Annotated in this window: 10 protein-coding genes; 9 read left to right on the top strand and 1 reads right to left on the bottom strand. The window is 71.9% G+C overall.

The genetic code is table 11. The features are described from left to right. Positions 1 to 138: 138 nt before the first annotated feature. From ACIOEW_RS01630 to ACIOEW_RS01595, 8 genes are all read left to right on the top strand, one after another. A complete protein-coding gene (locus ACIOEW_RS01630) occupies positions 139 to 1,542 on the top strand; it encodes a hypothetical protein (RefSeq protein WP_401960394.1) in 1,404 nt (467 codons plus the stop codon). Positions 1,543 to 1,553: 11 nt separating this feature from the next. After that, complete coding sequence (locus tag ACIOEW_RS01625) at positions 1,554 to 2,639, top strand: glutamate ABC transporter substrate-binding protein (protein WP_362551810.1); 1,086 nt, start codon at positions 1,554 to 1,556, stop codon at positions 2,637 to 2,639. A gap of 111 nt (positions 2,640 to 2,750) precedes the next feature. Then, positions 2,751 to 4,085, top strand: a complete 1,335-nt coding sequence (locus tag ACIOEW_RS01620) for a hypothetical protein (protein WP_362551807.1) — start codon at positions 2,751 to 2,753, stop codon at positions 4,083 to 4,085. A gap of 94 nt (positions 4,086 to 4,179) precedes the next feature. Then, entirely contained in the window at positions 4,180 to 6,957 is a 2,778-nt protein-coding gene (locus ACIOEW_RS01615; RefSeq protein ID WP_401960390.1) for a tetratricopeptide repeat protein, read from the top strand. Then, complete coding sequence (locus tag ACIOEW_RS01610) at positions 6,954 to 8,288, top strand: PP2C family serine/threonine-protein phosphatase (protein WP_401961493.1); 1,335 nt, start codon at positions 6,954 to 6,956, stop codon at positions 8,286 to 8,288. Before ACIOEW_RS01615 ends, ACIOEW_RS01610 begins: the two co-directional genes overlap by 4 nt. A 166-nt stretch (positions 8,289 to 8,454) precedes the next feature. Beyond that, positions 8,455 to 9,807, top strand: a complete 1,353-nt coding sequence (locus tag ACIOEW_RS01605; RefSeq protein ID WP_362551802.1) for a VWA domain-containing protein — start codon at positions 8,455 to 8,457, stop codon at positions 9,805 to 9,807. 107 nt (positions 9,808 to 9,914) lie between these two features. Beyond that, a complete protein-coding gene (locus tag ACIOEW_RS01600; protein ID WP_401960387.1) occupies positions 9,915 to 11,423 on the top strand; it encodes an FHA domain-containing protein in 1,509 nt (502 codons plus the stop codon). 215 nt (positions 11,424 to 11,638) lie between these two features. Beyond that, positions 11,639 to 12,097 carry a MarR family winged helix-turn-helix transcriptional regulator gene (locus ACIOEW_RS01595; RefSeq protein ID WP_401961490.1) on the top strand — a complete coding sequence of 153 codons (459 nt, stop codon included), beginning with the start codon at positions 11,639 to 11,641 and terminating at the stop codon, positions 12,095 to 12,097. A gap of 12 nt (positions 12,098 to 12,109) precedes the next feature. Here ACIOEW_RS01595 and ACIOEW_RS01590 read toward each other — a convergent pair whose 3' ends face one another. Further along, complete coding sequence (locus ACIOEW_RS01590) at positions 12,110 to 13,207, bottom strand: NAD(P)/FAD-dependent oxidoreductase (protein ID WP_401960386.1); 1,098 nt, start codon at positions 13,205 to 13,207, stop codon at positions 12,110 to 12,112. A 279-nt stretch (positions 13,208 to 13,486) separates the two neighbouring features. Between ACIOEW_RS01590 and ACIOEW_RS01585 the strand changes: the two genes are divergently transcribed. Continuing rightward, entirely contained in the window at positions 13,487 to 13,891 is a 405-nt protein-coding gene (locus ACIOEW_RS01585; RefSeq protein WP_362551793.1) for a globin, read from the top strand. Positions 13,892 to 13,955: the final 64 nt, after the last annotated feature.

Here is a 13,955-nt window from a genome sequence, read left to right as displayed (position 1 = left end):
TGGCTGCTTGATGGACCGGTGCAGGATCCGGGCGTTCACCATGTGGACACCGGTCCCTGCGGCCATACTTCTGGCCGGGTACCAGTCCCCCGATCGGCCGGGGGGCGGGCCACCGTCAGTGACCGAGGGGGAGGTCAAGTGACATACCCGCCGAATGTGCGGCCGGCGCCGCAGCACGCGCCGGAGCAGCAGCCTGCGGCGGCGGCGGCCGTACCCGCGCCGCCGCCACACAGCGTCCGGGCCGTGGTGACCGAGCGGCTGCGTGCCGCGGCGACCACCGAGCCCGGCCGGCTCCAGATCATCGGAGCCGTGCTCGCGCTGCTCGTCGTCGCGTTCGGGGCGGTGACGGCGTTCGAGATCAGCGACCGCGCGGCAGCCGCGAACGACGTGGTGGAACGCAGTCAGCCGCTCAGCGCGGACGCGGCGGGCATCTACCGCTCGCTGGCCGATGCCGACGCGGCGGCCGCGAGCGGCTTCCTGGCCGGACCGCAGGAGCCGAAGGCGGTCCACGACCAGTACGTGAAGGACATCGACGACGCCTCGCGGCTGCTGGTGAAGGCCGCGGCCAACACGGACTCCTCGACCGAGTCCGGCCACGAGATCACCACGCTCAACCAGGAACTCCCGCGCTACACCGGACTGATCGAGCGCGCCCGCGCCAACAACCGGCAGGGGCTGCCGCTCGGCGGCGCCTACCTCCGGTACGCGAACCAGAAGATGGCGAACGAACTGCTGCCGGCCGCCGAACGGCTCTACACGGCGGAGACGGACCGGCTCGACCAGGACTACCACTCCGCCCGGACGTGGCCGTTCTTCTCCCTCGGCATCGGCGTCATCGCGCTGGCCGTGCTGTTCTGGGCGCAGCGGCGCAACTACCGCAGGACGAACCGGGTGTTCAACCACGGTCTGCTCGCGGCGACCGCGGCGGCGACCGTGGTCCTGCTGTGGCTGGCGGTGGGGCACACGGTGGCCCGGTCCGATCTGGCCGAGGCCGACACACACGGCCAGCAGTCCCTGGACGTGCTGAACCGGGCGCGCATCGACTCCCTGAAGGCGCGCTCCAGCGAGAACCTCACGGTGGTCGCCCGTGGCGCCGTGCTCACCGCGGACGGCAAGAAGGACAAGTACGAGACCGACTACGGCACGGGCATGAAGGCACTCGGCGAAGAGCTGAGCAGGGCCGCGAAGCTCGCCGATGACACCGACGACACCGAGGGCGGCAAGCCCGTGGCGGATGCCATCAAGGCTGTCACCGAGTGGCAGAGCCGCCACCGGACCGCCCGCAAGACCGACGACGGCGGCGACTACGACACCGCGCTGGAGCAGATCATCGGGTCGGACAACTCGACGGGTCAGTCCTTCAGCCGGGTGGACGAAGCGCTGCGGAAGGCGCTCGCCCACGAGCAGAGCGAGTTCACCCAGGCCGCCAAGGACGGGCGCGGAGCCCTGGGCGGGCTGCCGATCGGGGCCGCGGCCCTCGCCGTGCTGGGCGCGGTGGCGGCGATCGTCGGGGTCAACCGCAGGCTCTCGGAGTTCCGGTGACAGGGGAAGCGATGACAGCGAAGGACCCGAGGACGGGCCCGCGGACGGCCCGCGGGGGCCGGCTGCACCGGCTGCGCGGCTGGGGCGGGGTGACCGCCATGGCCGCGGCCTGCGCGGTGACGGCATCGCTGACCCTGCTGCCGCTCTCCCACGGCGGCAAGGCCCCCTTCGACACGAAGGGCGCCGGGCCCGGGACGACCCACGCCGTTCAGGCGCGGGCCGACGACTGCACGGACCCGGAGGCCAGCCTGTCGCCCGGCCGGCCGGAGGGCGACGCGATCAAGCGGATCAGGGAGCGCGGCAAGCTGATCGCCGGCGTCGACCAGAACAGCTTCCAGTGGGGCTTCCGCAACCCGGAGTCCGGGAATCTCGAAGGCTTCGACATCGACCTGGTGCGGGCCATCGCCGAGGACATCCTGGGCAGCCCGGACAAGGTGATCTTCCGGGCGATCCCCACCAACCAGCGCATCGCCGCGCTGGAGAACGACAAGGTCGACGTCGTCGTCCGGACGATGACGATCAACTGCGCCCGGCTGGACCAGGTGTCGTTCTCCACGGCCTACTTCCAGGCCGGTCAGCAGGTCCTCGCACCGAAGGCCGACCCGAAGGCGGACGCGAAGAAGGGTGCGGAGATCACCGGCTTCAACTCCTCGCTGGCCGGCAAGCGGGTCTGCACCGCCGAGGGCTCCACCGCGTACGAGGCCCTGGAGAAGGAGTCGTTCGGCTCCGTGTTCAAGGACGAGCACGACGGCACCGAGGCCGACGAGGACCAGCTCACCGTCCCCAACCAGCTGGACTGCCTCGTGCGGCTCCAGATGGGTGAGGTCGACGCGGTCGTCACGGACAACGCCCTCGCGGCCGGCCAGGCCGCCCAGGACCCTGCCGTGGAGCTCAAGGGCGCCCCCTTCACCACCGAGTACTACGGCGTGGCCACGAAGAAGGGCGCGGACGACCTGGTGTCCCGGGTCAACAAGGTGCTGGCCGGCTACCGCTCCGGTGGCGCGAACAGCCCCTGGATGATCTCGTACCGCCACTGGCTGGCCGACGGCCTGCCTGGCATAGAGGAGCCACCGGCGCCCAAGTACCGGGACAACTAGGGCGTTTCGTTTGGATCAGGCCGGATCAGGGGGCACAGGCACCCGGACGGCGGGTTGGCAGCACTGATCCTGCCGGGCCCCCGCCCGGCAGGAAGAGCGGAGAGGTGATCGATGGGCGTCGCGGGCCCCTTCCCCAGCTACGCGGCCCGGCCTCCCGGCCCGGTCATGGACCGGGACGAGGCCGACCGTGCGCTGGCCCGGCTCGGTGCGGAGCACGAGGCGATCGAGACCTCGCTCCTGGCCCTGCAGGACCACGCCGGGCGCCGGCTGCTGGAGGGCGCCGACCTCACCGGTGTCACCAAGGAGCGCTGGAGCACCACCGAACAGTCGATCACGCTGCTGTGGACCTACTTCGACGCGTACGCGGGGGCGCTGAACCGGGCGCGTGAGGTGCGGTCCCGGCGTCGTCAGCCCAACCGCGAGGACCTGGTGGCACTCACCGAGCTGCTGCGTGGCCAGGGGGTGACGGTGGCGCATGCCGCCGCCGCCCACGATCCGTCGATCACCGGCCCGGCCCGGCTCTCGGAGCGCTTCACGCTGGAGGAACTGGTCCAGCGGATGAACGAGCTGTACGCGCGCTCGCTCGACATGGTCGTCGCCTCCGACTCCGTGTGGTCCGCGATGCCCGCCCGGATAGATCTGCTCGCCGCCGAACTGCGCCGCACCCACTCGCTGGCGCACTCGGTCGGCGTACGGCCCGGGGAGCACCCGGCGGGCGACGACCTGGAGTCGATCGTCCAGGAGCTGACCACGCTGCGAGTGCAGGTCATCTCCGACCCGCTGGCGTTCTGGCTTCCGGGGCCCGGCAGTTCGGCGCCGGGTGGCGGCCGCCCGGACACGGCGCGCTACGACCGGGCGGCGCGCGCGCTGGACGAGGTGCGGCGGGAGGTCGAGGCGGTGCTCGCGGTCCGGCAGGACGCCGAGCAGCGCCTCGTCCAGCTGCGCGATGTCCTGTCCCGGGCCGACCGCACCCTGGCAGAGGCCAGGGCGGCGCGCGGTGAGGTGCTGGCGAAGATCGCCGCCTCCGAGGTGCCCGCGGTCAACGGCCCGCCGACAGCGCTGCAGGAGCGGCTGGCCGTGGCGTCGGAGTACCGCAGGCACGCGCAGTGGCACCGGCTCTCACCGCTTCTGGAGTCCCTGGAGCAGCAGGCCGGCGAGGAGTTGCTGCGAGCCCGGGAACAGCTGACGGCGGTCACGGCTCCGCTGGCCGTCCGGGCGGAGCTGCGCGGCCGGCTCGACGCGTACAAGGCGAAGGTGGCCCGGCACGGCCTGGCGGAGGACCCGGTCCTCATCGAGCGTTACGACGCGGCGCGCCGGATGTTGTGGAGCGCGCCGTGCGATCTGCGGGTCGCGGCGCTGACGGTGCAGCGCTATCAGGACGCGGCGCTGGACATGCTGGCCGGGCGCGGGCCGTCCGGCCCCGAGGACCGGTGGGGGCGCCTGTGAGACGGCCGGGTTTCTTGGGGCACATGGTGTGCATGACGGATAGTGACGGAGCATCGTGGCCGCCGCGGCGGCGGGGCGAACAGGGGGAATGATCATGAGTACGCAGTGCCAGCGCCCCTCGTGCGAGGGCAACTACGAGGACATGGGCGGCGGTGAGCTGTACTGCGACACCTGCGGTCTGGCACCGGTCGTCTCGCCGAACGGCATGGTGAGTTCGCCGCCCACCGGTATCGCGGTCGGCGGCCGGGGCAGCAACAGCACCTCGGCCCGCAGCAGTTCGCAGTCCTCGTCGAGGGCTTCCTCGCGGTCCTCCTCACGCTCGTCGACGTCGCGGCGTTCGGTGTCGGGGCGGCTCTCGCGCGCGCTGTCCGGAAGCACCACGTCGCGTTCGGTCTCGGTGCGTTCCTCCGCCAGGTCGACCGGTTCCTCCAGCCGCAACCGGCTGGGCGCCGGGCTGGTGCTCGTACCGGACGTGCCGCGCCCCGATCCGCGCACCGCGGTGATGAAGAACCCGGAGGTGCCGGAGCGCAAGCGTTTCTGCTCGCGTTCGGACTGTGGGGCGCCGGTGGGCCGGGCCCGGGGTGAGCGGCCGGGGCGTACGGAGGGGTTCTGCACCAAGTGCGGCCACCCGTACTCATTCGTGCCCAAGCTCACGGGGGGCGACATCGTCCACGGGCAGTACGAGGTCGCGGGCTGTCTGGCGCACGGCGGCCTCGGCTGGGTGTATCTCGCGGTGGACCGTGCGGTCTCCGACCGGTGGGTGGTGCTCAAGGGTCTGCTCGACACCGGCGACCAGGACGCCATGGCGGCGGCCATCTCGGAGCGCCGGTTCCTCGCCGAGATCGAGCACTCCAACATCGTCCGGATCTACAACTTCGTCGAGCACCTCGACCAGCGGACCGGCTCCCTCGACGGCTACATCGTCATGGAGTACGTCGGCGGCAAGGCGCTCAAGGAGATCGCCAACGAGCGCCGCACCCCGGCCGGGAAGCGGGATCCGCTGCCGGTCGAGCAGGCGTGCGCGTTCGGCATCGAGGCTCTGGAGGCGCTGGGCCACCTGCACAGCCGCAACCTCCTGTACTGCGACTTCAAGGTCGACAACGCGATCCAGACCGAGGACCAGCTGAAGCTGATCGACATGGGCGCGGTCCGCCGGATGGACGACGAGGAGTCGGCCATCTACGGCACGGTGGGGTACCAGGCGCCGGAGGTCGGGGAGGCGGGCCCTTCGGTGGCCTCCGACCTGTACACGGTCGCGCGGACGCTCGCGGTGCTCACCTTCGACTTCCAGGGGTACACGAACATCTTCGTGGACTCGCTGCCGGACCCGGACAACATCGAGGTGTTCCGGACCTACGAGTCGTTCTACCGGCTGCTGGTGCGGGCGACCGATCCCGATCCGGCACGACGGTTCGCCTCCGCCTCGGAGATGGCGGAGCAGCTGACGGGCGTGCTGCGCGAGGTGGTGTCGCTGCAGACCGGGCGCCCGCGTCCGGCTCTTTCGACGCTGTTCGGTGCGGAGTTGCGCGTCACCGACACCGAGCTCTTCACCCTCCGGACCGGTGATGTCTCCCGTCTGGGTGCCAGGTCGCCGGAGCCCGGCCGGCCCGGGCTCTTCGGGCGGCGGCGGGGTGGCCGAGCGCCGGTGGCGCATCCCGCCTCCCCGCCGGCCCCCGTGGCGCCGCCGGGCGGTGTCCCGGGCGCGCTGCCGGCCGGCCGGCCTCCCGGGTTCACCGCGGAGGCCGGACCACTGCCCTCCACCACCACACACGTCCGCGGCGGCACTCCGGGCGGCGCGGGGAACGGCGCCCCGCTCCCGTACGCGCAGACCCAGGCGCCCATTCCGGCCCCCCGGGCCCCGGTCGCGGGTCCGGGCACGGTGCCGGGGCCGCACAGCGCGAACGGCCCCCGGCTTGCCGGGCTCGACGTGCGCGGGACCTCGCTCGCACTGCCGGTCCCCCGCGTCGACGCGAGTGACCCCAACGCGGGTTTCCTCGCCGGGGTGATGGCTTCGGCGCCCGCCGAACTGATTGCCGCACTGCAGGCCGTGCCGGCCGCCTCGCTGGAGACGCGGCTGCGCGAGCTGCGGGCCCTGCTGGAGATGAACGACCTCGGCGGCGCGAGGGAGACCCTGGCCTCGCTGGAGGCGCAGCACGCGGACGACTGGCGGGTGGTCTGGTACCGCGGGCTCACCTCCCTGGTGTCCGGTGACAAGGAGAACGCGGCGCTGTCCTTCGACGCGGTCTACGACGCGTTTCCCGGGGAGCCCGCACCGAAGCTGGCCCTCGGCATCTGCGCGGAGGTCCTGGGTCAGCTGGACAACGCCGCCGAGTACTACCGGCTGGTCTGGATGACCGACCCGAGCTTCGTGAGCGCGGCGTTCGGCCTGGCCCGGGTGCAGATCGCGGCCGGGGACCGGACCGGCTCCGTCAGGACCCTGGAGTCGGTGCCGGAAGCGTCGATCCACTTCACGGCGGCCCGGGTCGCCGCGGTGCGGGCCCGGCTGCGGGAGCGGGCCCCGGACGAGCCGTTGATCACCGATCTGATGGCGGCGTCGGCCCAGGTCTCGGGGCTGGCCGGTCTCGGCCTGGACGCGGTGCGCCGCGAGCAGTTGTCGACCGAGGTGCTGGGGACGGCCCTCGACTGGGTACTCTCCGGTAGTCCCACGGCTCGGCCCTCGGACCCGAAGTCGGCCCCGTACACCGGGGCGCAGGGGCCGAAGACGCTGCTCGGCAGTGAGCTGGACGAGCGCGGCCTGCGTTTCGGGCTGGAGAGGTCGTACCGGATGCTCGCCCGGCTTGCTGAGCCCGGTGACGAGAGGATCGAACTGGTGGAGCGGGCCAACCGTTTCCGCCCCCGAACGTGGGTGTGAACATGTCGCAGAAGCACCAGGAGACTGCCTTGTCGAGGTGTCCCGGCTGCCAGGAGCCGCTGGAGCCGGGGGACCTGTTCTGCGGTGCGTGCGGGTACGACCTTTCGGCCGTGCCCGAGCCGCCGCAGGACCACCCGACGATCGCCATCGCCGTCCCGGCCGGGAAGTCCGCGCCGGGTGCCGGCTTCGGGCCGGCCCCCGGGACGGCGGAGCCGGGGCACGGGCGAGTGCCCGGCTCCGCCCCGGGCGCGGAGCGTTCGGCGCCGCCGCCCGTCGGCGGCGCTCAGGGCGTCCGCTTCGACGGGCCCGACGCGTCGGGCGACTTCGAGCTGGCCGCGCCCGCGGCTCCGGCGGAGGCGGCGCCCGATCCCCGCACCTCCCCCGACCCCACGCTGACCCCGTCGGCCGGCACCAAGGTGTGTGTGGCCTGCCGGGCCGGTCGTGTCGACAACGACGGCTACTGCGAGAACTGCGGCCACGCCCAGCCGCGCGAGCGCGACCACATGGAGCAGGAGCTCGAGTCGGTCGCCGCCGTCAGCGACCGCGGACTGCGTCATCACCGCAACGAGGACTCCTTCGCGGTGTCGACCACCGCGTTGCCGGACGGCTCCCCGGCGGTCGTCGCGATCGTCTGCGACGGGGTGTCGTCGGCCAGCAGGCCCGACGAGGCCTCGGCCGCCGCCGCGTACACCGCCAACGAGGCGCTGCTGGAGTCGCTGCCGCGCGGCACGCATCCGCAGCAGGCGATGCACGAGGCGATCGTCGCCGCCGCCGAGTCGGTCAACCGGCTGGCGCAGGACCCCGGTCAGGCCCAGGAGCACGATCCGCACCGCCACCAGAACGCCCCGGCGTGCACGCTGGTCGGCGCGATCATGGCGAGCGGTCTGCTGGTCGTCGGCTGGGTCGGCGACAGCCGCGTGTACTGGGTGCCCGAGGACCGGAGCAGTCCGCCGGCCCGGCTCACCGAGGACGATTCCTGGGCCGCGCAGATGGTCGCAGCCGGCCTGATGAACGAGGCGGAGGCGTACGCCGACGAGCGCGCCCACGCCATCACGGGCTGGCTCGGCGCGGACGCCTACGAACTTGAGCCGCACACCGCGTCGTTCAAACCGGACCGGTCGGGACTCGTGGTGGTCTGCACGGACGGCCTGTGGAACTACGCGGAGTCCGCGGCCGAAATGGCCGCCGCGGTGCCCGAGGACGCGTACGAACGGCCTCTGCACGGCGCCCAGGTGCTGGTGGGGCACGCCCTGGACGGCGGGGGCCACGACAACGTAACAGTGGCCCTGGTGCCGTTCGCCGTGGCACCGCAAGGGGCAGGATCCGCCTGAAGCAGTGGGTCCCTCTAAGTCCCGTTCCGTCCAGACCCGTTCCGCCCAGACCCGCTCCATCCGGTCCCGTTCCGCCCAGACCCGTTCCGTCCGCCCCCGCATCCCCGATGCCTTTGTCCGCACATCAGTCTTCATCTGACATGTGGAGCCTCAAGGAGCCGATCAGATGGCCAACTTCTCCAAGTCGAACGTGCCGCAGTTCTCCGTCGAGGTGTATCAGAACGAATATCTGCCCGAGGGCGGCCGTGAGGTCAACGGCATCATCACGGTCACCTCCACCGGGGGCGGCACCACCGGCGGTGTTCCGCTGACGGGTGGGGCGACCTCGCAACTGCCGGGCGGCGCGGCGAACGCAGCCGTGGTGATCATGGTGGACTGCTCGGGTTCGATGGACTACCCGCCCACGAAGATGCGCAATGCCCGCGACGCGACGGCGGCGGCGATCGACACCCTGCGCGACGGCACGTCCTTCGCCGTGGTGGGCGGCACGCACGTGGCCAGGGAGGTCTACCCGGGCAACGGGCGGCTCGCCGTCGCCGATGCGCAGACCAAGGCCCAGGCGAAGGAGGCCCTGCGTCGGCTCAGCGCGGGCGGCGGTACGGCGATCGGGACCTGGCTGCGGCTGACGGACCGGCTGCTCGGCGCCGCCGACGTGGAGATCCGGCACGGGATCCTGCTGACGGACGGACGGAACGAGCACGAGGCCCCGGAGGATCTGCGGGCCGCGCTCGACGCGTGCGCGGGCCGGTTCACGTGCGACGCCCGCGGCGTGGGCACCGACTGGGAGGTGAAAGAGGTCACAGCGATCGCCTCCGCGCTGCTCGGCACGGCCGACATCGTCGCCGACCCGGCGGGGCTGGCCGCGGACTTCACGCAGATGATGGGGAACGCGATGGGCAAGGAGGTCGCGGACGTCGCGCTGCGGCTCTGGACCCCGGTCGGCGTGGAGATCAAGTTCGTGAAGCAGGTCGCGCCGACCGTGGCCGAACTGACCGACCGGCGCACGGAGGCCGGTCCCCGCGCAGGCGACTATCCCACCGGTTCCTGGGGCGACGAGTCCCGCGACTACCACGTATGTGTGCAGGTGCCGGAGGCCGGCATCGGGCAGGAGATGCTGGCTGCCCGCGTCTCGCTGATCCTTCCCGCCCCAGCGGGCGGTACGCCCCAGACGCTCTCGCAGGGGCTGGTACGGGCGGTGTGGACCGACGACATGGTGGCCTCGACCTCGATCAATCCGCAGGTCGCGCACTACACGGGCCAGGCGGAACTGGCACAAGTCATCCAGCAGGGGCTCGATGCGCGCAAGTCGGGAGACTTCGACGGCGCGACGGCCAAACTCGGCCGGGCGGTGCAGCTGGCATCGGCGTCCGGGAACGAGGACACTGCGAAACTGCTTTCGAAGGTGGTAGATGTCGTCGACGCGGCGACCGGTACTGTGCGACTGAAGGCGAAGGTCGCGGATGCGGACGAGATGACACTCGAAACGCGCTCCACGAAGACGGTTCGCGTCAAGAAATAACCACATATCCGCACTGACGAGCCGCCCGACCGGCCAGGTCCGCCGGGCGGCTACGCAAGGAAAATGACGGCCCCCGGGGCCGGACGAGGAGAGGGGGAAGCGCCGACATGCCGACCTGCCCGAACGGACACCAGTCGGGTTCCGAGGACTGGTGCGAGGTCTGCGGCCACCGCATGGCCGAGGCGGGCGCGCCTGCGGGCGCCGTTCCCCCGCCGCCTCCCCCGCCACCCGCGCCCGGCTACGGATACCCGCAGGGCCACGGCCCCGATGCGACCCAGCAGGCCGAACTCTGCCCCCAGTGCCGCACCCCGCGGGAGCCCATGGCGCCCTTCTGCGAGGAGTGCCGCTGGAACTTCCTCACGAACACCGCGACGTCGTACACGCCGCTGGCACCGCAGCACGGCGTTCCGGGTGGTCCGGGCGGTCCCGGTGGTCCGGGCGGTCCCGGTGGTCCGGTCCCCGGTCTCAATCTGCCGCCGGGCTTCCAGGCTCAGCAGCAGCAGGGCCCGCCGCAGCCGCGCGAGCCCCGCGATCCGTTCGAGTACCAGAGTTCGCGCCCCTCGCAGGTGAACCGGTCGGCCGAGCCGCTCTCCTCCGGCCCGGGCCAGCCCGGGCCTCCGGGACCGGGGCAGCATTCCCCTCACCCGTTCCAGCAGCAGGGCCCGCCGCCTCCGCCGCCGTTCCAGCAGCAGGGGCACCAGGGGGGCCCGCAGGGTTTCCCGCAGGGCCAGCAGCACGCCCAGCAGCAGAACTCGCCGCAGGGCTCGCCTCCCCCGCCGTTCCAGCAGCAGGGCCCGCCGCCCCCGCCCCCGTTCCAGCAGGGACAGCAGGGCCCGCCGCCCCCGTTCCAGCAGGGACAACAGGGCCCTCCGCCGCCCTTCCAGCAGGGACAGCAGGGACAGCAGGGACCGCCCCCGCCGCCGTTCCAGCAGCAGAGCGCGTCGCCCGCGTTCCAGCAGACGGCTCCCCCGGTCTTCGAGCAGCCGGGACCGCCGGCCCCGCCGCAGCCGCAGGCGCCCCAGACCGGCGGTGACGACTGGCTGCTGTCGCCGCCCTCGCAGGCCCAGGGCCCGCAGAGTCCGATGCAGCAGCAGCCGTACCCGGGCCAGAACCAGGGGCCGGGCCAGGCCCAGGGTCCCGGGCCGGACCAGGGCCAGGCTCATGGGCAAGGTCAGGGCCATGGGCAAGGTCAGGGGCAGGCTCCGCAGTCCATGAACTGGACCGCGGTCATCGCGCCCGACCGCGAGTACTTCCTGGCGATGATGCAGCGCAGCGGCCCCGAGGCCACCGGGCTCAACCTCCCGGCGTACTCCCCGGAGCAGCAACTGCCGCTCATCGGCAACCAGATCACCATCGGCCGCCGTCGGCACAGCACGGGCGAGTCCCCCGACATCGACCTGTCCGTGCCCCCGGAGGACCCGGGTGTCTCGCACCAGCACGCGGTGTTGGTGCAGCAGCCGGACAGCAGTTGGGCCGTGGTCGACCAGAACTCGACGAACGGCACCACGCTCAACGGCGCCGAGGACCCGATCCAGCCCTACGTCCCCGTACCGCTCCAGGACGGCGACCAGGTGCACGTCGGGGCGTGGACGACGATCACGATCCGCCGGGACTGACCGGCTCGGACGCATACGCGGCCGGCGAGGGGGTGACCACCCCGTCGCCGGCCGCCGTGCTGTCGGAGGCCCGCATCACAGCCCTCATCACCCGCCCCGCACATAGTTCGCACCACGAATATCAGCAGACTGACGCGAAGGCTCCACTCCCACCGAGGCCGATCCTTCACGGCCTGCCGTATTCTGGGCGAATGCGAAAGGCCGAGCACGGAAAGATGGGGGTCGTCACCGCATTGGTGCGCTCCTCGTTCCTGGTGAATGCCGTGTATGCCGATTCCGGCCGCGAGCACGGAATCACCGCACAGCAGGGGCAGCTGCTGTGCGTGCTGATGGTGCAGCCGTACGGGATGAGCGAGCTCGGCGCGATGCTGGGGCTGGCGAAGTCGAGCCTCACCGGCCTGGTGGACCGCAGCGTCCAGCGCGGCCTGGTGCGCCGCGAGCCCGACCCCGAGGACGGCCGCGCGGTCCGGGTCGCCCTGACCTCGGCGGGCGACGTCCTGGCGGACGCGTTCTACGCCGAAACCTGCCACCGGGTGGACGCCCTGTCGGCGGGCCTCGACGAGGCGGACCGCGAGCAGCTTGCGACGCTGCTCGGCCGGCTGGTACTGAGCAACAAGGTGCCGGTGGTCTTCATGGAGCCCGAGGAGGGCGCCCCGCCCGCGCCCGTCCGCTGAGCGCCACGGGCCTTACCCGCGAGCCACTCCGAACAGCGCGGCAAACCGGCCGGTGAACAGGTCCACGCCCTTGTACTCGCTGACCGCCGACGCCGGCAGGAGGGCGGGCCCATCGGGCGTGGGCACCTGCCCCACCCCGCCACCGGGGCCGAGCGGCAGCAGCACCGAGGGGACGGGGGACGGCCGGTAGGTGGCCGTGGGCCGCCCTCCGCGCACCTGGGCGAGGATGTTCTCCGCGACCACCTCGGCGTGCTTCATGGCATATCCGGCCATCTTGGCCTCGGCCAAGTCCGTGATGTCCCCGAGCGCGTAGATGTGGTCGTGGCCCTCGACGTTGAGCGTCTCGGTGACCCGGACCCGGCCCTGCGGGGTGCGTACGGCGACCCGGCCGTCGGCGAGGTAGTCGCTGTTGGTGCTCCCGCCGTAGCAGCGGAACCAGATGTCGGCGGAGATCTCTTCGCCATCGGTGGTGGCCACCGTGAAGGACTTGCCCCGGCCCGGCCCGGTGGGCGGCTGCTCGGCCAGGGCGGTGCCCAGTCGCAGCTCCACACCCAGCGCGTCCAGCTGCCGGAGCAGTTCCTCGCGGAACTCCGGCAGGAAGCCCGGTACCAGTCGGCCGGCGGGATCGGTGATGATCACGTGCTTGCCCGGCCACACCGCCTTGATCTCGCCGGCGAGTTCCAGCCCGACCGGCCCGGCGCCGGCGATCAGGACCCGCTCGGCTGCGGCCAGTTCGGCGTGGGCCTCGTGGATGCGCTCCAGAGCCTCTCCGGAGAGGTCGGTGTCCATCTTGGCCGGGAACGGGTAGTCCGAACCGGTGGCGAGGACCAGCCGAGCAGCCTCGATCCGCTCCCCCGACGCCAGGGTGACTCCGCCGGGGTCCACCGAGGCGGCACGCTCACGGATGACGGTGCCGCGCCGCAGCAGGGTGTCGTAAGGAAAGAAGATATGCCCCGCCCAGTCGGGCCGGACCAGCGCCCGCAGCGCCCCCGCCGCATGGACGAACGCGTCCTTGGGATCTATGAGTACGACATCGGTCTCCTCGTCGAGCGCTTTCGCGACCGCAGCGCCGCCGTATCCCCCACCGATGACCACAACCGTACGGTCCACGTCTTCTCCCCGCCTGATTCCACTCGCCACGTTTCCCACTCCCACCATGATCTGAATCAATCATTCGCGACACGAACCGTCTATCGTTCGCAACACGAACCATACTAGTTCGCATCACGAATTACAGGAGGAGTCAGAAGAGAGAGCCAGAAGAGAGCCAGGAAAGAACCGGGAAGGAACTTCGGCGACCCCCCGCCACCGGCACGCGGCGAGGAGGGATGGCGCGATCCGCGCCCCCGGGCCGCCGTGCCCGGCGGGCGCGTCTGCGACCATGGACGGGTGACTGAGAATCCGCACGACACGCTGCAGGAGCTGACCTTCTACGAGCTGGTCGGCGGCGAGGAGACCTTCCGGCGCCTGGTCCACCGCTTCTACCAGGGAGTGGCCGGGGACCCGCTGCTGCGGCCGATGTACCCGGAGGAGGATCTGGGCCCGGCCGAGGAGCGGTTCACGCTGTTCCTGATGCAGTACTGGGGCGGCCCCCGCACCTACAGCGAGGAGCGCGGACACCCCCGGCTGCGGATGCGGCACGCGCCGTTCCAGGTGGACCGCGCAGCGCACGACGCCTGGCTGAGCCACATGCGGGTGGCTCTGGACGAACTCGGGCTGGCCCCGGAGCACGACCGGCAGCTGTGGGACTACCTCACCTATGCGGCCGCCTCGATGGTGAACACCGAGGGCTGAGCCCGGTCGATTGAGTGGGGAATCCGGCACTCCACCACCGGACATCGATCCCGGGTGGAGCGAG

Origin of the sequence: Streptomyces sp. NPDC087901, assembly GCF_044742205.1 — a bacterium.
Lineage (GTDB): Bacteria > Actinomycetota > Actinomycetes > Streptomycetales > Streptomycetaceae > Streptomyces.
The sequence above is the reverse complement of the archived record's forward strand: the minus strand, read 5'-3'. Positions and strand labels throughout refer to the sequence as shown.